Genomic DNA, 19,630 nt, shown 5'->3' on the forward strand with positions numbered 1-19,630 from the left:
GGATGCCCCGGTCAAGCCGGGGCATGACAGCGGTGAATAACGGAGCGCTTCCCGTCGGGAAGACAGCAGCAGGACAACGGCATTGTTCGACAATCTGTCGGAACGGCTTGGTGGCATTCTCGATCGTCTGACGGGGCGCGGTGCGCTGACCGAAAAGGACGTCGACGCCGCGATGCGCGAAGTGCGCCGCGCGCTGCTGGAGGCCGACGTCGCGCTCGAAGTCGTGCGCAGCTTCACCGAGCGCGTGCGCGAGCAGGCGATCGGCGCCACCGTCGTCAAGTCGGTCACCCCCGGCCAGATGGTGGTCAAGATCGTCCATGACGAGCTGATCAACACGCTCGGCGCCGAAGGCCAGACCATCGACGTCAATGCCGTGCCGCCGGTGCCGATCATGATGGTCGGCCTGCAGGGCTCCGGTAAGACCACCACCACCGCCAAGCTCGCCCGCCGCCTGGTCCAGCGCGACAAGCGCAAGGTGCTGATGGCCTCGCTCGACGTCTATCGCCCGGCGGCGATGGAGCAGCTGGCCGTGCTCGGCCGCGATCTCGACATTCCGACGCTGCCGATCGTCGCGGGCCAGCAGCCGCCGCAGATTGCCAAGCGCGCGCTGGAAGCCGGCAAGCTCGGCGGCTACGACATCGTGCTGCTCGACACCGCCGGCCGCACCACGCTCGACGAAGAGATGATGGCGGAAGCCGCGGCGATCAAAGCCGCCGCCAACCCGCATGAAGTGCTGCTGGTTGCGGACTCGCTCACCGGCCAAGACGCGGTGAATCTCGCGCGCTCGTTCGACCAGCGCGTCGGCCTCACCGGCATCGTGCTGACACGCGTGGACGGCGACGGCCGCGGCGGCGCCGCGCTGTCGATGCGCGCGGTCACGGGGAAGCCGATCAAGCTGATCGGCACCGGCGAAAAGACCGATGCACTGGAGGATTTCCACCCCGACCGTATCGCCGGCCGCATCCTCGGCATGGGCGACGTGGTCTCGCTGGTCGAACGCGCCGCTGCCAATATCGACGCCGAAAAGGCCGCGCGCACCGCCGAGCGCATGCGCAAGGGTCAGTTCGACCTGAACGACATGCGCGAGCAGCTTTTGCAGATGTCCAACATGGGAGGCATCAGCGGCCTGATGGGCATGATGCCCGGCATCTCCAAGATGAAGAACCAGATCGCGGCGGCCGGCATCGACGACAAGATTTTGAAGCGCCAGGTCGCGATCATCGATTCCATGACGCGCCACGAGCGCCGTCATCCTGACCTGCTGAAAGCGAGCCGCAAGAAGCGCATCGCGGCCGGCAGCGGCCAGAGCGTCGAGCACGTCAACAAGCTGCTCAAGATGCACCGGAACATGGCCGACGTGATGAAGGCCATGGGCTCGGGCAAGCGCGGCCCGCTCGCCGGCATCGCGCAGGCGATGGGCTTTGGCGGCGGCATGAAGATGCCGTCACCCGAAGAGATGAAGGCGCTGCAGGAGAAGATGCAGAGCGGCGGCGGACAAGGCCTGCCGAATTTGCCGAAGGATCTGCCGCCCGGCCTTCGCAGCGGCCTGCCCAACCTTCCCGGACTGACCGGGCTGAGCGGCAAGCCGACGCTGCCGGGCCTCGGCGGTTTCCCGGGCAAGAAGAAATGAGGGATTCGTCGCGCGGGATCGCAACCGGTCTCGCGTGACGCGGAACACCAATCAACCGAACAAAACGTCACTTCCGAAGGAGAACTGAATGTCCGTCGTTATCCGCCTTGCCCGTGCAGGCACCAAGAAGCGTCCCGTCTATCACGTCGTCGTCGCCGACTCGCGTTTTCCGCGCGATGGCCGCTTCATCGAGCGTCTCGGCTATTTCAATCCGCTGCTGCCGAAGGACAACGAGACCCGACTCAAGCTCGACATGGACAAGGTGAAGTCCTGGCTCGCCAAGGGCGCGCAGCCGTCGGACCGCGTGATGCGTTTCCTCGATGCCGCCGGCGTCAAGAAGCGCGAAGCGCGCAACAACCCCGAGAAGGCCGTGCCGCGCAAGGAGCGCAAGGCGCAGGCCGAAGCCGCCAAGGGCTAAGGCTAGATCATGTCGGCGCTGGTCTGCGTCGCGCGGATCGGCGCCGCGCATGGTGTGCGCGGTGCGGTCAAGCTATGGACCTTCACCGAGGATCCGTTTGCCGTCCGCCGCTACGGTCCGCTTGTCGCCAAGGACGGCAAGCGCCAGTTCGAGGTCGCGACGGCGCGCGAGGCGAAAGACCATCTGGTCGCGACGTTCAAGGGCGTCACGACCCGCGATGAGGCCGAGCGCCTCAACGGCATCGAGCTCTACGTCCCGCGCGAAAAACTGCCCGCGACGGACGAGGACGAATATTACCACACCGACCTGATCGGGCTCGCCGCCGTCACTACGGACGGCGAGGCGCTCGGCCGCGTGCTCGCGATCCATAATTTCGGCGCCGGCGACATCATCGAGATCGCACCGCTCAAGGGCGCGACGATGCTGCTGCCGTTCTCGAATGCGGTGGTGCCGGAGGTCGACCTCAAGGGCGGACGCGTGGTGATCGAACTGCCGCAGGAGGTCGTGGGCGACCGGGACGAGGACGATGAGCCCTCCGCAAGTCGCCCCGGCCTGGTGCGCAAGGCGCACGGGGGCCGGGACCCATAACTACAAATCGTGGTTTTGGCTAAGCTGGCAGTTCCAGCCATCGCAAAACGAACTGCGATGGTTATGGGTCCCGGCCTTCGCCGGGACGACGAGAACTGAGATCGAATGACCAACCGCTCACCCTGGCGCGCGACGGTGCTGACGCTGTTTCCGGAGATGTTTCCGGGACCGCTCGGCGTGAGCCTCGCTGGCCGGGCGCTGGCCTCAGGGCTCTGGGAGATCGAGGCGCGGGACATCCGGGCCTCCGCCATCGACCGCCACCGCAGCGTCGACGACACTCCGGCCGGCGGCGGCCCGGGCATGGTGCTGCGGGCGGATGTTCTGGCGGCCGCAATCGATGCAGCCGAGATTGCCCCCGAGCGGCCGCGCCTGCTGATGAGCCCCCGGGGTCGGCCATTGACCCAGGCTCGCGTCACCGAGCTTGCGCAAGGCCCCGGGCCGCTGATCGTCTGCGGACGGTTCGAGGGGATCGACCAGCGGGTGATCGACGCCAGGGGCCTGGAGGAGGTCTCGATCGGCGATTATGTACTCTCGGGGGGCGAAATCGCAGCTCTGGCCCTGATCGACGCCTGCGTCCGGCTGCTGCCGGGGGTGATGGGCAAGGAAGCCTCGGGAACCGAGGAAAGCTTTTCCGACGGCCTGCTCGAATACCCCCAGTACACCCGCCCGCAGCAGTTCGAGGGGGTCCCGATCCCGGAAATCCTGACCTCGGGCGACCATGCTAAGGTTGCAGCTTGGCGGCGGGCGCAATCCGAGGCCCTGACGAAAGCCCGGCGGCCCGATTTATGGGCCCAAATCCCGCCCAAGCCCCCGAATCGGCCCCGTCGCCAAAAAACGCCAAAAAACAAGACAGACGGGTGACAAACGCTCCGGGTTGCCTTATAGGAGCGGCCACATCCGCAATGGCTGGATAGACGAATTTCACGCAGCCCCCGTTTCGAAGGCTGGGCGCGCCGATGGAGATTTACCCATGAACCTGATCCAACAGCTTGAAAAAGAGCAGTTCGAGAAGCTCTCCGCCACCAAGGAGATCCCGGAATTCGCCCCCGGCGACACCGTGATCGTCAACGTGAAGGTCGTCGAAGGCGACCGCACCCGCGTGCAGGCCTATGAGGGCGTCTGCATCGGCCGTTCCGGCGGTGGCCTCAACGAGAGCTTTACCGTCCGCAAGATCTCCTATGGCGAGGGCGTGGAGCGCGTGTTCCCGCTGCTCTCCCCGATGATCGACTCGATCAAGGTCGTGCGCCGCGGCAAGGTGCGTCGTGCCAAGCTCTATTACCTGCGCAACCTTCGCGGCAAGTCGGCCCGCATCGTCGAGAAGCAGGACCGCCAGGCCGCCGTGGGCGAGTAAGCTTCGCCACCAGGCATGTCTTTCCAAAGCGCGGGGCTCGGCTCCGCGCTTTTTTGTTTGGCTCCGCAGTCATTGCGAGGTGCCCTTGCGACGAAGCAATCCAGACTGTCTCCGCGGATGCGTTTCTGGATTGCTTCGCTCCGGTCGCAATGACGAGCTGAAACTCTCGCGCTTTATCTTCCGCGTGCTATATAGCTTCTAGAATGTTTCCAGATCTGACCAGCTTCGCACCCGTCCGGCGCATCGTCATCGACGATCGCTCGCGGCTGCCTGGACGGTTCTTCGGACGCTTCGCGACCTCGGCAACGTCAGAGCTTAGCCGCGCAGCCTAAAAGCTGCGCTGACGATTTTGTTGCCCGCGCGCGAACCGCGCTCATCGCTTTCACACATTGTTCGGAGCTCACGCTCATGTCCAAGCCGACCACCCTGTACGACAAGATCTGGAACGACCATCTGGTGCACGAAGCCGACGACGGCACCTGCCTGCTCTACATCGACCGCCACCTGGTGCACGAGGTCACCTCGCCGCAGGCGTTCGAAGGCCTGCGCGCCACGGGCCGGAAGGTCCACGCGCCCGAGAAGACGCTCGCAGTCGTCGACCACAACGTGCCGACCACCGACCGCACCAAGCCGAATCCCGATCCTGAAAGCATCGAGCAGATCAAGGCGCTGGCCGAGAACGCCAGGGAATTCGGCATCGAATATTACAACGAGTTCGACAAGCGCCAGGGCATCGTCCACGTCATCGGCCCCGAGCAGGGCTTTACGCTGCCCGGCACCACCATCGTCTGCGGTGACAGCCACACCTCGACGCATGGCGCGTTCGGCGCGCTCGCGCACGGCATCGGCACCTCGGAAGTCGAGCATGTGCTGGCGACGCAGACGCTGATCCAGAAGAAGGCCAAGAACATGCGCGTCACCGTCGACGGAAAACTGCCTGACGGTGTGACTGGCAAGGATATTATTTTGGCCATCATCGGCGAGATCGGCACCGCGGGCGGCACCGGCTACGTGCTGGAATATGCGGGCGACGCGATCCGCGCGCTCTCGATGGAGGGCCGCATGACGGTCTGCAACATGTCGATCGAAGGCGGCGCGCGCGCCGGCCTCGTTGCGCCGGACCAGAAGGCCTACGACTTCCTGCGCGACCGGCCGAAGTCGCCGAAGGGCGCGGCCTGGGACGCGGCGATGCGCTATTGGGAGAAGCTGCGCTCCGACGAAGGCGCGCATTTCGACCACGAGCTGCGCCTCGATGCGGCAAAACTGCCGCCGATCGTGACCTGGGGCACCTCGCCTGAGGACGTCATCTCGGTCACCGGCATCGTGCCTGATCCGGACAAGATCGAGGACGAGGCCAAGCGCATCTCCAAGCATCGCGCGCTGAAATACATGGGCCTGACCGCGGGAACGAAGATCACCGACATCAAGCTCGACCGTGTCTTCATCGGCTCCTGCACCAACGGGCGCATCGAGGATCTGCGCGCGGCCGCGAAAATCGCGGAAGGCAAGACCGTTTCAGCGAACGTCAACGCCATGGTGGTGCCGGGCTCCGGCATCGTGAAGGAGCAGGCGGAAGCCGAGGGTCTGGACAAGATATTCATCAAGGCCGGCTTCGAATGGCGCGAGCCGGGCTGCTCGATGTGCCTCGCCATGAACCCGGACAAGCTGAAGCCGGAAGAGCGCTGCGCCTCGACCTCGAACCGCAACTTCGAGGGCCGCCAAGGCTTCAAGGGCCGCACGCATCTGGTGTCGCCGGCGATGGCCGCGGCCGCGGCGATCGCTGGTCACTTCGTCGACGTCAGGGATTGGCGGTAAGCCGGTTCCTGCAATTGTAGCGATCGCGGCAAAGCGCCGTTAAGCGCCTGCAACGACACTGCGTCCTCGCGACGGTTCGCGAGGACGCGAGCGATGGCCAACAAGCCTGAATATGTCGATCTGATCAGCGAAGTCACGCGCCAGCACCGGCGGCGCGCTCAGCCGCTGGCCGCCGGCGATGTTGCGGCAGTGGAAGCTCGAGAATTTGATGCGGTGGAAGTCGGCTTCGTGGAAGCTGAAGGATTGGCTTTAGGCTGCATCAAGACAAAGGGCGCCGTCGCGGCGCCCTTTTCATTTCGATCGTGCTCACCAATAGCGGTACGGATAGTGCCAGCGGTGCCAGCGGCAGATGCGGCGCGGGCCGTAATAGGTCCAGATGATCCGGCAGCGGCGCGGATAGTGATAGTAGGGATAGTAGCCGCCGTAATAATAGCGCCGGTGGAAGTGGCGATAGCCGTAATATGGGCGATAGCCCCAGTGACGGTGATAGCCGCCGTAATGACGGAATCCGCCGTAGCGAATGCCGCCGCCGTGAAAGGCCGGCGCGGCGCGGAAGCCGCCGCCATGAAAGCCGCCACCGTGGAAGCCGCCGAAATGTCCGCCGCCACCGTGGAAGCCACCGCCGCCGTGAAAATGTCCGCCACCACCATGTCCACCGCCGCCGCCATGCCGGACCTGCGTGACGAGATCGTCGGCCGCAGCTTTCGCCGCGGATGCCGTCGCCGGATTGATCAAGGTGAGCGCTTCAGCGCGATCCGCGCTCCCGGCCGACAGCATCAGCGTCGCGGCGGCCGCAATCCCGAGCACGCGCATCGGGCCTGCCCTGAGACCCAAACTCCTCAGCATGGACTCCTCCCTGTATGTGGACAGCGGCATTGTCGCGCAGCATCTCGCGCCGCCGCTGTTCATTTGCAGTCGCTCCCGAGATTAAGTTAGGGACAGCGACGTGAATGCCTCATGAATGAATGAGTCTCCGGACGACGCTGTCGTAGCCCGAGGAATATTCGAGATGACCGTCTACGCGATTGCGCAACTGAAGATGACCGACCGCGCGGCCTACGACCGCTATCAGGCGCGGTTCTTCGACGTGTTCAGGAAGTACAACGGGCGGCTGCTCGCTGCCGATGAACATCCGCGCGTGCTCGAAGGCACCTGGCCGCATGACAAGCTCGTCATGATGTCGTTTCCGGACGAGGCCGCATTCCTCGCCTTCTCGAACTCGCCCGAATACGAAGACATCTCGCGCGACCGCAAGGCGGGCGCGCAGGCGACGGTGCTGCTGGTGAAGGGATTGGTGCCCGGCTAGCGGATCACCAGAACGGCCCGTAGCCGAACACGAAGGGTGCGGGCACGCCGTAAGGATAGGGACGGTAGTAAACCGGCCGCGCGTAATAGCGCGGGTCACGGCGCAGGGCGGGCCGTACGATGTCAGGAGTTCGCGCGTGTCGCCGCGCATCGAAAACCGCGATCCCCGCGGAGGCCTCGGGTATCGCCACCCTGTGTGAAGCGGAAACTCGAGGCAGGCCGGCGGCAAGCGCGACGCAAACGGCGGCCAGTGCAATCCATCTCGCCATGACGATCCTCACGAGGCCACCGCGATGCTCGCTGGCGCGGGCGTCAGCCCCGCCGCCAGTAGCAGTGCATATGCGGCACGATCACGGTGCCGCTCGGCCTGTATTCCTGCACGTAGGTGGCGTTGCACTCGCGGACCGCGTCGGGGCCCGGATTGTAGCGGGGATAGACGCCGTCAGGGGTGTAATAGGGCGTCACCCGCAGGCGCGCCGGAGGCCGCCTGCGCGGCGGGGGGAGGTCATCGGGCGAGGCCGCCTGGGCCAGCCGGATCTCGGGGCCAGCCGTCTGCACTTGAGCATTAGCGCCCGCGCCGACAAGAAAGATCGAAAACAACCCCATGCACAGTAGAACCGGTACCACTGTTCCCGCCCGCATCACACCACCACCGACCTGAGCCAACCCCTTGATGCGCCGTACGCTCCTCGTTTTCGCGCGCGGCGTCAACGCTGCTTCTTGGCCCGATCCTATAAAGCGGGATGCATCGCCGCGGAACCCGCGTTAAGAGAGACCCATGTGGACAAAATTGAAAGCGCCTTCGCTCGCCGAGATGGAAGCGATGGCCCATGATGTGTTCGAGCGCCTGCCGGCAGAATTCCGCAGCCTCTGCGAGGGCGTCATTCTCCGCGTCGACGACTTCCCGACCGAGGAGGTCCTCGACGAGATGGACTGCGAGAGCGAGTTCGACCTGCTCGGCCTGTTCCAGGGCGTCGGCCTGCCGCAGCAAAGCCTCGGCGACGTCGCGCGACTGCCGAACATGGTCTGGCTCTACCGCCGGCCGATCCTGGATTACTGGGCCGAACACGACGAGAGCCTCGGCCACATCGTCCGCCACGTCCTGATCCACGAGATCGGCCACCATTTCGGCCTCTCGGACGCCGATATGGCGGCGATTGAGGCCAAGGCAGACTAGAGCGCGCCTCGGTCGTGGCTTGATCCGGCCAAGCAGACGAGACCTGCCGAATTCGGCCTAGGATTTCTCCCCCGATCGCGATAAATACCCGGTTCCCCCAGACCCACCCGGGAAAGCGCAACCATGGACAAGTTCACCACGCTGGAAGGCGTCGCGGCGCCGCTGAAGATCATCAATGTCGACACCGACATGATCATTCCGAAGCAGTACCTCAAGACCATCAAGCGCACCGGCCTTGGCAAGGGGCTCTTCTCCGAGCAGCGCTACAAGGACGACGGCAGCGAGAACCCGGATTTCGTCCTCAACCAGTCCGCCTATCGCAATGCGAAGGTGCTCGTCGCCGGCGACAATTTCGGCTGCGGCTCGAGCCGCGAGCATGCGCCCTGGGCGCTGCTCGATTTCGGCATCCGCTGCGTGATTTCGACCTCGTTCGGCGACATCTTCTACAACAACTGCTTCAAGAACGGCATTCTGCCGATCCGCGTGTCGCAGGAAGACCTCGACAAGCTGTTCGACGACGCCGAGCGCGGCGCCAACGCGACGCTGACGATCGACCTGCCGAACCAGGAGATCCGCGGCCCCGACGGCGGCAAGGTCAAGTTCGAGATCGACCCGTTCCGCAAGCACTGCCTGATCAACGGCCTCGACGACATCGGTCTCACCATGGAGAAGAAGGCCTCGATCGACAGCTACGAAGACAAGCTCAAGCGCGAGCGCGCCTGGGCCTGATCTTAAGTTTTCGTCCGAGCCCCGGCGTTCCAAGCGCCGGGGCTTTTTCTTTGCCCGGCTTATCTCCTGGTTTATGCGCATGCTGCCCGAGATCGTCACCTTCTGGCATGGCCCGATGGACGCACTGCGCCAGACCTGTCTGCGCTCGCAGCTCGCGGCCGGTCACAAGGTCACGGTCTACAGCTTCGACCCCATTCCCGGCCTGCCGGCGGGTGTCGCGAATGCCGAGGCAGAGGCGATCCTGCCGCACGCGTTCTCGGAACGGCTGCGGCCGCTGCAGCCGGACGGCAGCTGGCGCGACTGGACCACGCTGCAGTTCAGCGACTTCTTCCGCATGAAGCTGATGGCGAAGGGCCTCGGCCTCTGGCTCGATGCCGACGTGCTGCTCCTGAAGCCCGTCGAGATCGATCCGGCAAAGCCCTACTTCGCCTGGGAGCGGCCACGCCAGCTCGGCAATTCCGTGATCTATCTGCCGCCCGACCATGGCATCGTGCGCGCGTTCGAGGAGCTGATGGAGCAGGAGGAGCTGACGCCGAACTGGCTGTCGCTGCGCCATCGCATCACCTTCATGATGCGCCGCCTGCGCGGTGGCTCGAACAGGCTCTCGGATATTCGTGTTGCCATCTACGGACCCGCGGCGCTCACCGCGCTCGCGCGCCGCACCGGTGAATTGCAGAACGCACTCCCGAAGCAGTCGTTCTACGCCGTGCATGCGCAGCCAAAACTGTTCTTCGATCCCTCCAGCTATCTCGACCTCGTCACCAACCCCGAGATCATCGGCCTGCACATCTCGCCCAAGGGGCGCGGCGGCGAGAAGCCAATTCCGGGCAGCCTTTATGCCTGGGCGGCGGAGAGGTTTGGCTAGCTGCTGTGCCGTAAGCGCTCTCCAGCTTGCACGCTGGGCTGTCACATATGGCCTTTGGAATGGTCGGAGCGCACGCCTCGTCCTTCGAGACGACCGCTCCGCGCCTCCTCAGGATGAGGCTAATCGGCATCGGTGCTTGTCGAAATCGCTGCCGCGCATTCCGTCCTCATCCTGAGGAGCCCGCCCCAAAGGCGGGCGTCTCGAAGGATGGGCCGCCGGGAAACCCGCTCTCAATGCGATAGCTCTACGTTTAGAAAAGGTTGAGCGCTCGCGGGCGCTCTTCCCAATTTGATCCAGCGCAACGCGCTCCTGCACCATTGTGCCTAGTCTGGCTCCAATTCCACGATCCCAACGGAGCCTCGCATGAGCACCGCAAGCAGGCCTTATCCCATCGTTCAGGACCTCATCGAGTCCTTCGCAAACTGGCTGAAGCATCGCCGCGAGATGAACGAGATGCGGCAGCTCGATCACGCCGATTTCGACCGGATCGCGGCCGATCTCAGGATCGCGCCTGATGATCTCGAAGAGCTGGTCCGCAACGGCAAGCATGCTGCCGACGAGCTGCCGAAGATGCTGGAACAGCTCGGCATCAGCGCCGAAGGCCTCGCCCGCGCACAGCCGCTGTTGCTGCGCGACATGGAGCGGGTCTGCTCGCTCTGCAATCACAAGGGAGAGTGCGACCGCGACCTCGCTGACGGCACCGCCGCGGAGAACTATCACGGCTATTGCGGCAACGCCGCGACGCTGGAATCGCTCGACCGCGCCGACCTCGCGCCGCGCTGACGCGCGTTTGTGCGATGTCGTGGTCGCTTTTCGACGATCTCGTAAAGCCGCTCTTTCAACATCCTGTAGTGCTACGACGAGTAGCCGAATCCTTCAGGTTGCGGTCCGAAGACCCGGCCATCCGCCGCACCGCTGACGGCAGCGTACAGCGGAGCTCCCACCTCGTGCGAACCTCGCCGGGCAGCAGCGGGGCGGTAATAGTATGACTGTTGCGCGGTGAGGATGCAGGAAAGCTCACGGCAATTATCCGTGCTTGATCTCGCCTCTTGGCTCTGTTTGGATCGTTACCGTTCGGGGCAATTCGTATTTCGGATAATCATGGCAAATGAACCAGATGGATCCCGTCGTTCATTGGGTGCTCGTCCAGCCGAGGACACCGTGACTGCCCACCGGAAGGGCATCGGGAATCGGCTGTTGGCGGCGCTGCCGCCGGCGGATCTCGGTTTGCTGACGCCCCACTTCCAGAAAGTCTCGTTCGAACCCGATGCCGTCCTGGTGCGATCGGGCGATGAGCTCGACCCGGTCTATTTTCCCCATAGCGGCGCCATCGCCTTCATGCTCGATATGCCGGACGGACAAACGGTCGCGACCACCTTGATGGGACGGGAGGGCGCTTTGGCCTCGTTCTCCGTGCTCGGCCCGTCGCCTTCATCGGTAACTGCGATTGCCCGCATAGCCGGCACTGCATCGGTGATCTCCGCCGCCAAATTTCGCGCTGCCCATGCGCAAAGCGCAGCCATCAGGAATGTCGTGCAGGTCCACGCCCGTGCCGTGCTGTTGCAGCTCCAGCACGTCGCCGCCTGCAACGCGCTGCACCGGGTTGATGGCCGCATGGCGCGGTGGCTCCTGCAGCTTCACGACCGCGTCCCCCAGGACCTGCTTCCGGTGACGCAGGAGGCGCTGTCGCAATTGGTGGGAGTGCGGCGGCCGACCGTTACTCTGACGATGAACAAGCTACGAGAGGCCGGTGCCATCCCGTCCGAGCGGCGTGGGTTTGTCGAGATCCATCGGGCGCGGCTCGAGAGCGTCGCATGCGATTGCTATGCGCTCATGCAGCGCAACATCGATCGGATGTATTGCCAGGAGTTGGCCGCGCCGCAGCCTGCCGATACGCCCTCCCGGGAAACCGCGATGACCGCTTGATCCTCCACTTGGAGGGACAGGAGATTTCCGCCTGGCGCGTAAAGCGCCTCAGCCCTTCCCCATCGCGGCGATCGCATCCGCGATCTCGATCGTGCGCCGCGCCATCTCGGCGTGCAGGCGCTCGACCATCGCACCATCGAGACGGATCGCGCCGCGCGAGGCGTTCTCCGGCAATTCGAACGCGGCGATGATCTTGCGCGCACGCGCGACTTCCTCCTCCGGCGGGGTGAAGATCGCGTTGCAGGCTTCGATCTGCGAGGGATGGATCAGCGTCTTGCCGTCGAAGCCGAGGTCCCGGCCCTGCGCGCATTCGGTGGCGAAGCCGTCGGGATTGGCGATGTCGCTATAGGGACCGTCGAGGATCTCGAGGCCATGGGCGCGCGTCGCCAGGATGCAGTGGGTGATCATCGGGATCATCGCGGCGCGGCCCGGCAGCATTCGGATGCGCGTCTCGCGCGAGATGTCGTTCGGGCCGAACACGAAACCGGAGAGGCGGGTCTTCGGATCGCGCCCGGCGGCGGCCAGCTCCTCGGCGTGCAGCACCGCCTGCGCGGTCTCGATCATGGCCCAGACCTTCACGGTGGGGGCGGCGCCGAGCTCGGCGAGGCGGCGGCCGATGGTATCGAGATCTTCGATGCTTGAAACTTTTGGAACCAGGATCCCATCGGGCGAGGCCTTTGCGGCCATCGCGACGTCATCGGCCCACCAGGGCGTATCGAGACCATTGGTGCGGATCAGGACCTCGCGCCTCCCAAAGCCCTTGGCCGCGATCGCGGCGGCGATCCCGTCGCGGGCCACCGCCTTCGCCTCGGGGGCGACGGAGTCTTCCAGATCGAGGATCAGGCCGTCGGCGGCCAGGTTCCGCGCCTTTTCCAGCGCGCGGGGGTTGGAGCCGGGCATGAACAGGTGGCTGCGGCGCGGGCGGGTCATGCGATCGTTCCTTGCTGTTTCCTCGTCTGTCTTCCGACCGAAGCCGATAGCATCTGGCCTGCCCATTCGAAAGGCTTGTTCGTTCCCGGGCTCTATGGTTAGGCATAGGTCATGATGACATTCCCGAAGCATTTGCTGGAAGGCTACAAGGGCTTCGCCACCCAGCGGCTGCCGGCCGAGCAGACCCGCTACCGCGAGCTGTCGCTGAAGGGGCAGTCCCCGGAAGTGATGGTGATCGGCTGCTGCGACAGCCGCGTCTCGCCCGAGGTGATCTTCGACGTCGGCCCGGGCGAATTGTTCGTCGTCCGCAACATCGCCAACCTCGTTCCGGTGTATCAGCCCGACGGCAACGCGCATGGCGTGTCGGCGGCGCTGGAGTATGCCGTGACGGTGCTGAAGGTGAAGCACATCGTGGTGCTCGGCCACGCGCAATGCGGCGGCATCCGCGCCTTCGTCGACAAGATCGAGCCGCTGACGCCGGGCGACTTCATCGGCAAATGGATGCAGATGTTCATCAAGCCCGGCGAGGTGGTCGAGCAGCGCGACCACGAGAGCATGGCGCAATTCGTCGAACGCATCGAGAAGGCCGCGGTGTTCCGCAGCCTGGAAAACCTGATGACCTTCCCGTTCGTGCGCAAGGCCGTGGAGAGCGGCCAATTGCAGACCCACGGCGCCTATTTCGGTGTCGCGGAGGGATCGCTGTTCGTGCTGGACAAGGCGAGCAAGGAATTCAAGAACGCGCGCAGCGTGGCTTAGGATCGCTCGAAGGCGGGCAACTGCCGCCTCAGATGCGATCGTCGTCCCGGCCGAGCGGAGCTCTTGGCAACGCGCAGCGTTGTCCAGAGCGCTGCGCCGATCCGGGACCCATAACCACAGGAAGTTGCTTGGCGAAGACTCGTGGTTGCCAGCCCGCGCAACGGCGCGAGCCTGTCCCGGATCTGCGCGCGCTTTGGCCCGCTTGTCCGGGACGAGGAGAGCAGAGAACGACGGCCTACGCCGCCTTCTTCTTCGCGCTGATCAGCTTGCGGTTGATCAGCACTTCCGCGATCTGGATCGCGTTGAGGGCGGCGCCCTTGCGCAGGTTGTCGGACACGCACCACAGCGCAAGACCGTTCTCCACGGTCGCGTCCTCGCGTATGCGGCTGATATAGGTGGCGTCCTCGCCGGCCGCTTCATAAGGCGTGGCGTAGCCGCCGGGCTCCTGCTTGTCGATGACGAGGCAGCCGGGCGCCTTGCGCAGGATCTCGCGGGCTTCGTCCGCGCTGATCGGATTCTCAAACTCGATGTTGACGGCTTCGGAGTGGCCGACGAACACGGGCACGCGCACGCAGGTCGCGGAGAGCTTGATCTTGGGATCAAGGATCTTCTTGGTCTCCGCCATCATCTTCCACTCTTCCTTGGTGTAGCCGTCCTCCATGAAGACGTCGATGTGGGGGATGACGTTGAAGGCGATGCGCTTGGGGAATTTCTTCGCGACCAGCTCGTCATTGGTGTAGACGGCCTTGGTCTGCGAGAACAGTTCGTCCATCGCGTCCTTGCCGGCGCCGGACACCGACTGATAGGTCGAGACCACGACGCGCTTGATCGTCGCCTTGTCGTGCAGCGGCTTCAGCGCGACCACGAGCTGCGCGGTCGAGCAGTTCGGGTTGGCGATGATGTTCTTCTTCTTGAAGCCTTCGGTCGCGGCCGCGTTCACCTCGGGGACGATCAGCGGCACGTCCGGGTCCATGCGCCAGGCCGAGGAATTGTCGATCACGACCGCGCCGGCGGCGCCGATCTGCGGCGACCATTCCTTGGACACCGAGCCGCCCGCCGACATCAGGCAGATGTCGACGTCGGAGAAATCGTAATGCTCGAGCGCTTTGACCTTCAGGGTGCGGTCGCCATAGGAGACCTCGACGCCGACGCTGCGGCGCGAGGCCAGGGCCACGACCTCGTCCGCCGGGAATTTGCGCTCATCCAGGATGTTGAGCATTTCCCGTCCGACATTGCCGGTCGCGCCGACGACTGCGACTTTGTAACCCATCGTTCACTCTCCGATGAAAAAGCCCGTTCCTGAAGCTGACGCTTAAACAGGAAGAGCAGCGCTTCTATGCGAGAACCGGCCTCAAGACAACGTTGGACCATGCCCGAAGGCCGTGGATGCAGTCGCCAGAGGCCAGAACGGCCGTTAGCCCTACCCAGATCCATCTGACGCTCGCAGCCTTCGCCGACGAGGTGGTCGGCACGGTGGCACGCCTGTTCGCCTATGTGGGGGCGCTGCTGCTGTTTGCCATCCTGGCCCTGGCGGGACTCGGCCAGCTGCCTCCCTTGCGCGACGATGAGCCCGCCCCAAAGCCGGGCTGGAGCGTGGCCGACCGCTCGCATCCGGCCTTCGTCCTCAGCAGGCTCGATTCAGCTGAGAAAACAGTCTCTTATACGATCCTCCGGCATCCGGAAGGAGGCCGCAAGGACGTGATGCGCTGGCCAGGCGAGGCGGACAAGCCGGCGGCCCAGCTCGAGATCTACCGCGAGGGCGGCGAATTCGACGTGGCCCGCCCGGCGGCAGCCGACCTCGCCGTCCAGATGGGTTTGGCTGCGGACACCCCGCTCGAGCAGGCCGGCCTGATCGACACCAAATTCGGCCCCGTTGCCCTGTTCCGGCCGAGCGGCACGGCGACGGCGGCCTGCCTCGGCTACCTCAAGCGCAGCGAGGAGCCGGCGCTGCAGATCTCCGGCTTCTCCTGCCACGGCGATACCCTGCCCGCCCAGCGCGCCGCGATCGCCTGCACGCTGAACCGGCTGACGCTGCTCACCTCCGGCAACGAGCCGAAGCTGGCGGAATTGTTCGCCCATGCAGAGCTGAAGCGCCGGGGTTGCGAGTCCCAAGGGGCGTCGCGGGGCTCGCCGGACTGGCTGCTCGGCGCCGCGAATGCGCAATTGCGCGGGGCGCTTTGACCGGCATCAAGCTCAAGTGGCTGGTTTGCATGCGACTTTTGCCGGCGGGCACGATTATTCCGCGCTGGTGTGACCCAATAGACCTAGTTGCAACCACCCCGGCCGGGCTAGTATGGGGCGAAATCGACTGGCGGCATGCCGCCTGAAGGGGACGTGATGAGCTCGAATATTTCTGCCGCGAACAAATTGGCGATCTGGCTTGCGGCGGGGGCCGTGGTTGCGATCGCCTTCGCGACGCCGGCTGCGGCCGACACCAAGACCAAGCGCTATGACGAGCGCGGCCGGCCCTATTACGGCCCGAGCGGCCCCAACGCGGTCTTTCAACAGGGCCGCACCCGCATCTATGTCAGCAAGCGCTCCTGGCTCGACGGCGGCACCGAGGTCAATCCTGGCGACCGCAAGTTCACCGACTACGCTTTCCCGCCGGCGGTCGGCTATCCGTCCTTCGGCCGCGAAAACCTCAACCGCCCGATCGATCGCCAGCCGCTCTCGACCCCGGCCGATGTCGGCGGCTATCCGCAGAATTTCCCGCTGTACTGAGCGGGCGTCACCACCGAATCAAAAGGCCGGGCTCACGCCCGGCCTTTTTGTTCGAGAGGATGCCGCATGCACTCCTGCCTCTCCGTCGTCTTTGCGAGCGCAGCGGCGCAATCCAGAATCTCTCCGCGGAAGGATTCTGGGTTGCTTCGTCGCCCGCGCAAAATTGCTGCGCAATTTTGGCGCGGGCTCCTCGCAATGACGGCCGAGGCCAGGCGTCACGCATTCGCCGCCGGGTCATAACGCCGGCAAAACTCCTCGATCGCCTCGGAGCGGAAATCGGCGAGGCGCTCGAAGATGAGCGCATCCGGCCAATCCCACCAGGCGATGCGGCGCAGGCTCTCCGCAACGGCATCGGGAAAGCGCTTGCGGATGGGACGCGCGGGGACGCCGCCGACGATCGTGTAGGGCTCGACATCGCGGCTGACGACCGCGCCCGCGGCGATCACGGCGCCGTCGCCGACCTTCACGCCCGGCAGAAGGATGGCGGCGTGGCCGATCCAGACGTCATTGCCGACGATGACGCGATCGCCGCGGCGGCCTGCGAAGAAGTCGCGATCACGCGTGGCGCTCGCCTGGTAATATTCGGGGACATAGGTGAAGCGATGCTGGGACGGGCGGCCCATCGGATGATTGGGCGCCCCGATCCGCACCGAATTGGCGATCGCCGTGAACTTGCCGATGGCGGCATCGGCGACGTCGCAATTTTCGCCGAGATAGGAGTAGTCGCCGAGCGAGGCATATTCGATTCGGGTGTTGGCGAGAACCTCGCAGCGCCGCCCGATCTGCGCCTCGCGCCGGCGCACCGTTTCATGGATGATGGTTTCCGCGATCTTGGGGCGGGGTGAATTCATGAAGGAGCTCCGATGAAGTCGTAGCCCGGGTGAGCGTAGCGACACCCGGGAACACTGCAGGCAAGGTCCCGGATGTCGCTTCGCTCATCCGGGCTACGATAGCGGTGCCCGCCTTACGCGTGCAGCTTCTGCAATTCCTGCAGGATCGCTTCGCCCATCTGCGTGGTGGAGGCGGCCGTGGTGCCTTCCGACTTGATGTCGGCGGTGCGCAGGCCGCTCGCCAGCACGGCCGCGATCGCGGCGTCGACCTTGTCGGCGAGATCGCCCATGTCGAAGGAATAGCGCAGCGCCATGCCGAAGGACGAGATCATCGCGATCGGGTTGGCGAGGCCCTTGCCGGCAATGTCAGGGGCCGAGCCGTGCACGGGCTCGTACAGCGCCTTGCGCTTCTTGGTCTTAACGTCCAGTTCGCCGAGCGAGGCCGACGGCAGCATGCCGAGCGAACCGGTCAGCATCGCGGCAATGTCGGACAGCATGTCGCCGAACAGATTGTCGGTGACGATGACGTCGAACTGCTTCGGCCACTTCACCAGCATCATGCCGCCGGAATCGGCGAGCTGATGCTCGAGCGTGACGTCGGGATATTCGCGCTTGTGGACCTGGGTCATGACCTCGTTCCAGAGCACGCCCGACTTCATGACATTGCGCTTCTCCATCGACGTCACCTTGTTCTTGCGCTTCCTGGCAAGCTCGAAGGCGACGCGGCCGATGCGCTCGATCTCATAGGTGTCATAGACCTGGGTATCGATGGCGCGCTTCTGGCCGTTGCCGAGATCGGTGATGGTCTTGGGCTCGCCGAAATAGACGCCGCCGGTGAGCTCGCGCACGATGACGATGTCGAGGCCCTCGACCGCCTCGCGCTTCAGGCTGGAGGCATCCGCCAGCGCCGGGTAGCACACGGCCGGACGGAGGTTGGCGAACAGGGCGAGATCCTTGCGCAGGCGCAAGAGGCCGGCTTCCGGGCGCACCTCGTAAGGCACCGCATCCCATTTCGGACCGCCGACCGCGCCGAAGATCACCGCGTCGGCGTCCTTGGCCTTGGCCATATCGCCCTCGGAGATCGACACCCTGTGGGCGTCATAGGCGGAGCCGCCGACGAGGCCGGTGTCGGTCTCGAATTTGGCGATCCCGGCCGAATTCAGCCAATCGATCAGCCGCTTCACCTCGCCCATCACCTCCGGGCCGATACCGTCGCCGGGGAGCAGCAGCAATTTGTGGGTCGCCATGGTCGTTTCCTTTGAGATCGAATTCGGCCGGAGTGCTAGAGCGGCGTTGCGCGCTTGGCAAGACACCATTGCCGCGCCGCGGCTGTGCAAGACCGGCAGGGGCTGCCACAGTGCGGCCTGCCGGAGTACCCCTTGCACGCGCCTGATCGCCCCCCGCCCGACGCGCATCCTGCGCGGCTGATCCTGACCCTGTCGCTGGCGGCGACGGTCGGGCTCGGCATCGGCCGCTTTGCCTATGCGCTGGTGCTGCCTGATATGCGGGAGGACCTCGGCTGGTCCTACTCGGCGGCCGGTTTCATGAACACGATCAACGCCGTCGGCTACCTCGTCGGCGCCCTGCTGGCGTCGCGGCTGATCCGGCGCGTCGGCTGGTCGGCCGCCATCCGCGGCGGAACCCTGGCCTGCGTCGCGGCGCTCGCCACCTGCGCGCTGACCGGGAATTTCGTCGCGCTGAGCCTTGCCCGGCTCGTGCTGGGCCTGGGGGCGGCGGCCGGCTTCGTCGCCGGTGGTGCGCTGGCTGCGGCGATCGCGCAGTCGCGCCCCGAGCGGGCCAATTTCCTGCTCAGCCTGTTCTATGCCGGGCCCGGCATCGGCATTCTCGCCTCCGGGCTGATCGCCCCGTTCACGCTGCAACATTTCGGGCCGGGCTCGTGGTGGCTGGTATGGTGGGCGCTGACGCTGCTGTCCGTCGCCATGACGATCCCGCTGTTCCTGATCCGCATCGAGAGCGGCGCGCGCTTCTCCGAAGGCAGCCACGCCGCTTTTGCGATCCTGCCCGTGCTGATTTATCTCGCCGGCTATTTCCTGTTCGGCGCGGGCTACATCGCCTACATGACCTTCATGATCGCCTATGTGCGCGACGGCGGCGGCGGCGCCGCGGCGCAGGCGGCGTTCTGGAGCCTGATCGGCCTGTCCGCCTTCGTCACGCCCTGGGCCTGGCGTAGCGTGCTGGCGCTCGACCGCGGCGGGCTCGCCACGGCGATCATCCTCGGCACCAACGCACTCGGCGCCGCCTTGCCGATGCTGGGGCATTCGCCGGCCTGGCTCGCGGTGTCCGCGATCGTGTTCGGCGTCGCCTTCTTCGCCGTGGTCGGCTCGACCACGGCCTTCGTGCGCTTCAACTACCCGCCCGAGGTGTGGCCGACCGCGATCGCGGCGATGACGATCTCGTTCGGCGTCGGCCAGACGCTGGGGCCGATCGTGGTGGGCGCGATCACGGACGCGCTGGGGAGCTTGAGTTACGCGCTCAATGTGTCGGCGGCATTGCTGGCGCTCGGGGCCGTGGCGGCGCTGTGCCAAAGGAAGGTGGGACCGGCCAAGTAACCGATGTCGTCCCGGCGGA

Annotated in this window: 23 protein-coding genes; 16 read left to right on the forward strand and 7 right to left on the reverse strand. The window is 65.2% G+C overall.

Annotation, left to right across the window (positions count from 1 at the left end; all coding sequences use genetic code 11):
• The first annotated feature begins 82 nt into the window (after positions 1-82).
• The 6 genes from ffh to leuC all read left to right on the forward strand — a co-directional run bounded on the left by ffh (position 83) and on the right by leuC (position 5,802).
• Positions 83-1,630, forward strand: coding sequence for a signal recognition particle protein (gene ffh / locus ACNJYB_RS00590; RefSeq protein WP_439372228.1), 1,548 nt, complete (start codon positions 83-85; stop codon positions 1,628-1,630).
• Between the two features lie 88 nt (positions 1,631-1,718).
• Positions 1,719-2,048, forward strand: coding sequence for a 30S ribosomal protein S16 (gene rpsP, locus ACNJYB_RS00595; protein ID WP_439372229.1), 330 nt, complete (start codon positions 1,719-1,721; stop codon positions 2,046-2,048).
• A gap of 9 nt (positions 2,049-2,057) precedes the next feature.
• Positions 2,058-2,636: a ribosome maturation factor RimM gene (gene rimM, locus ACNJYB_RS00600; RefSeq protein ID WP_439372230.1), complete on the forward strand. Its 579-nt coding sequence runs from the start codon at positions 2,058-2,060 to the stop codon at positions 2,634-2,636.
• Between the two features lie 105 nt (positions 2,637-2,741).
• Complete coding sequence (gene trmD, locus ACNJYB_RS00605) at positions 2,742-3,497, forward strand: tRNA (guanosine(37)-N1)-methyltransferase TrmD (RefSeq protein WP_439372231.1); 756 nt, start codon at positions 2,742-2,744, stop codon at positions 3,495-3,497.
• A 109-nt stretch (positions 3,498-3,606) separates the two neighbouring features.
• Positions 3,607-3,987 (forward strand): 50S ribosomal protein L19, encoded by a 381-nt coding sequence (gene rplS, locus ACNJYB_RS00610; RefSeq protein ID WP_018643929.1) that lies wholly within the window; start codon positions 3,607-3,609, stop codon positions 3,985-3,987.
• A 408-nt stretch (positions 3,988-4,395) separates the two neighbouring features.
• Positions 4,396-5,802, forward strand: coding sequence for a 3-isopropylmalate dehydratase large subunit (gene leuC / locus ACNJYB_RS00615; RefSeq protein ID WP_439372232.1), 1,407 nt, complete (start codon positions 4,396-4,398; stop codon positions 5,800-5,802).
• 306 nt (positions 5,803-6,108) lie between these two features.
• On the opposite strand, the gene ACNJYB_RS00620 is transcribed toward leuC, so the two are convergent.
• Entirely contained in the window at positions 6,109-6,648 is a 540-nt protein-coding gene (locus ACNJYB_RS00620) for a hypothetical protein (protein ID WP_439372233.1), read from the reverse strand.
• A 163-nt stretch (positions 6,649-6,811) separates the two neighbouring features.
• Here ACNJYB_RS00620 and ACNJYB_RS00625 point away from each other — a divergent pair, with 163 nt between their 5' ends.
• Positions 6,812-7,108 carry a DUF1330 domain-containing protein gene (locus tag ACNJYB_RS00625; protein ID WP_439372234.1) on the forward strand — a complete coding sequence of 99 codons (297 nt, stop codon included), beginning with the start codon at positions 6,812-6,814 and terminating at the stop codon, positions 7,106-7,108.
• Between the two features lie 4 nt (positions 7,109-7,112).
• Here ACNJYB_RS00625 and ACNJYB_RS00630 read toward each other — a convergent pair whose 3' ends face one another.
• Positions 7,113-7,376: a hypothetical protein gene (locus ACNJYB_RS00630; protein ID WP_439372235.1), complete on the reverse strand. Its 264-nt coding sequence runs from the start codon at positions 7,374-7,376 to the stop codon at positions 7,113-7,115.
• A 43-nt stretch (positions 7,377-7,419) separates the two neighbouring features.
• Positions 7,420-7,713: a hypothetical protein gene (locus ACNJYB_RS00635; protein ID WP_439375768.1), complete on the reverse strand. Its 294-nt coding sequence runs from the start codon at positions 7,711-7,713 to the stop codon at positions 7,420-7,422.
• 172 nt (positions 7,714-7,885) lie between these two features.
• Here ACNJYB_RS00635 and ACNJYB_RS00640 point away from each other — a divergent pair, with 172 nt between their 5' ends.
• The 5 genes from ACNJYB_RS00640 (at position 7,886) to ACNJYB_RS00660 (ending at position 11,804) form a co-directional block, all read left to right on the forward strand.
• Complete coding sequence (locus ACNJYB_RS00640) at positions 7,886-8,284, forward strand: metallopeptidase family protein (RefSeq protein WP_439372236.1); 399 nt, start codon at positions 7,886-7,888, stop codon at positions 8,282-8,284.
• Positions 8,285-8,407: 123 nt separating this feature from the next.
• Positions 8,408-9,013, forward strand: coding sequence for a 3-isopropylmalate dehydratase small subunit (gene leuD, locus ACNJYB_RS00645; RefSeq protein WP_439372237.1), 606 nt, complete (start codon positions 8,408-8,410; stop codon positions 9,011-9,013).
• A 79-nt stretch (positions 9,014-9,092) separates the two neighbouring features.
• The gene (locus ACNJYB_RS00650; protein ID WP_439372238.1) at positions 9,093-9,878 is read left to right on the forward strand and encodes a hypothetical protein; all 786 of its coding nucleotides are present in this window, start codon (positions 9,093-9,095) and stop codon (positions 9,876-9,878) included.
• Positions 9,879-10,241: 363 nt separating this feature from the next.
• Positions 10,242-10,661 carry a hypothetical protein gene (locus ACNJYB_RS00655; RefSeq protein ID WP_439372239.1) on the forward strand — a complete coding sequence of 140 codons (420 nt, stop codon included), beginning with the start codon at positions 10,242-10,244 and terminating at the stop codon, positions 10,659-10,661.
• Between the two features lie 378 nt (positions 10,662-11,039).
• On the forward strand, positions 11,040-11,804 hold the full coding sequence (locus ACNJYB_RS00660; protein ID WP_439375769.1) for a Crp/Fnr family transcriptional regulator: 765 nt from the start codon (positions 11,040-11,042) through the stop codon (positions 11,802-11,804).
• A 48-nt stretch (positions 11,805-11,852) separates the two neighbouring features.
• Here the strand turns inward: ACNJYB_RS00660 and ACNJYB_RS00665 are convergent, their stop codons facing one another.
• Positions 11,853-12,734 (reverse strand): HpcH/HpaI aldolase/citrate lyase family protein, encoded by an 882-nt coding sequence (locus ACNJYB_RS00665; RefSeq protein WP_439372240.1) that lies wholly within the window; start codon positions 12,732-12,734, stop codon positions 11,853-11,855.
• 111 nt (positions 12,735-12,845) lie between these two features.
• Here ACNJYB_RS00665 and ACNJYB_RS00670 point away from each other — a divergent pair, with 111 nt between their 5' ends.
• A complete protein-coding gene (locus ACNJYB_RS00670; protein WP_439372242.1) occupies positions 12,846-13,490 on the forward strand; it encodes a carbonic anhydrase in 645 nt (214 codons plus the stop codon).
• A 235-nt stretch (positions 13,491-13,725) separates the two neighbouring features.
• On the opposite strand, the gene ACNJYB_RS00675 is transcribed toward ACNJYB_RS00670, so the two are convergent.
• Positions 13,726-14,760 (reverse strand): aspartate-semialdehyde dehydrogenase, encoded by a 1,035-nt coding sequence (locus tag ACNJYB_RS00675; protein WP_212287415.1) that lies wholly within the window; start codon positions 14,758-14,760, stop codon positions 13,726-13,728.
• 116 nt (positions 14,761-14,876) lie between these two features.
• On the opposite strand from ACNJYB_RS00675, the gene ACNJYB_RS00680 reads away from it, so the two are divergent.
• Together ACNJYB_RS00680 and ACNJYB_RS00685 are read left to right on the forward strand one after the other, a co-directional pair.
• Positions 14,877-15,671: a hypothetical protein gene (locus tag ACNJYB_RS00680; RefSeq protein ID WP_439372244.1), complete on the forward strand. Its 795-nt coding sequence runs from the start codon at positions 14,877-14,879 to the stop codon at positions 15,669-15,671.
• A gap of 156 nt (positions 15,672-15,827) precedes the next feature.
• The gene (locus tag ACNJYB_RS00685; protein ID WP_439372246.1) at positions 15,828-16,211 is read left to right on the forward strand and encodes a hypothetical protein; all 384 of its coding nucleotides are present in this window, start codon (positions 15,828-15,830) and stop codon (positions 16,209-16,211) included.
• A 215-nt stretch (positions 16,212-16,426) separates the two neighbouring features.
• Here the strand turns inward: ACNJYB_RS00685 and ACNJYB_RS00690 are convergent, their stop codons facing one another.
• Positions 16,427-17,062 (reverse strand): DapH/DapD/GlmU-related protein, encoded by a 636-nt coding sequence (locus ACNJYB_RS00690; protein ID WP_439372247.1) that lies wholly within the window; start codon positions 17,060-17,062, stop codon positions 16,427-16,429.
• A gap of 113 nt (positions 17,063-17,175) precedes the next feature.
• Positions 17,176-18,288, reverse strand: a complete 1,113-nt coding sequence (leuB, locus tag ACNJYB_RS00695) for a 3-isopropylmalate dehydrogenase (protein WP_439372248.1) — start codon at positions 18,286-18,288, stop codon at positions 17,176-17,178.
• A gap of 132 nt (positions 18,289-18,420) precedes the next feature.
• Between leuB and ACNJYB_RS00700 the strand changes: the two genes are divergently transcribed.
• Positions 18,421-19,611, forward strand: a complete 1,191-nt coding sequence (locus tag ACNJYB_RS00700; RefSeq protein WP_439372249.1) for a YbfB/YjiJ family MFS transporter — start codon at positions 18,421-18,423, stop codon at positions 19,609-19,611.
• Positions 19,612-19,630: the final 19 nt, after the last annotated feature.

The sequence above is a fragment of the Bradyrhizobium sp. SMVTL-02 genome, from assembly GCF_051853005.1.
In the GTDB taxonomy this organism is placed as follows: Bacteria; Pseudomonadota; Alphaproteobacteria; order Rhizobiales; family Xanthobacteraceae; genus Bradyrhizobium.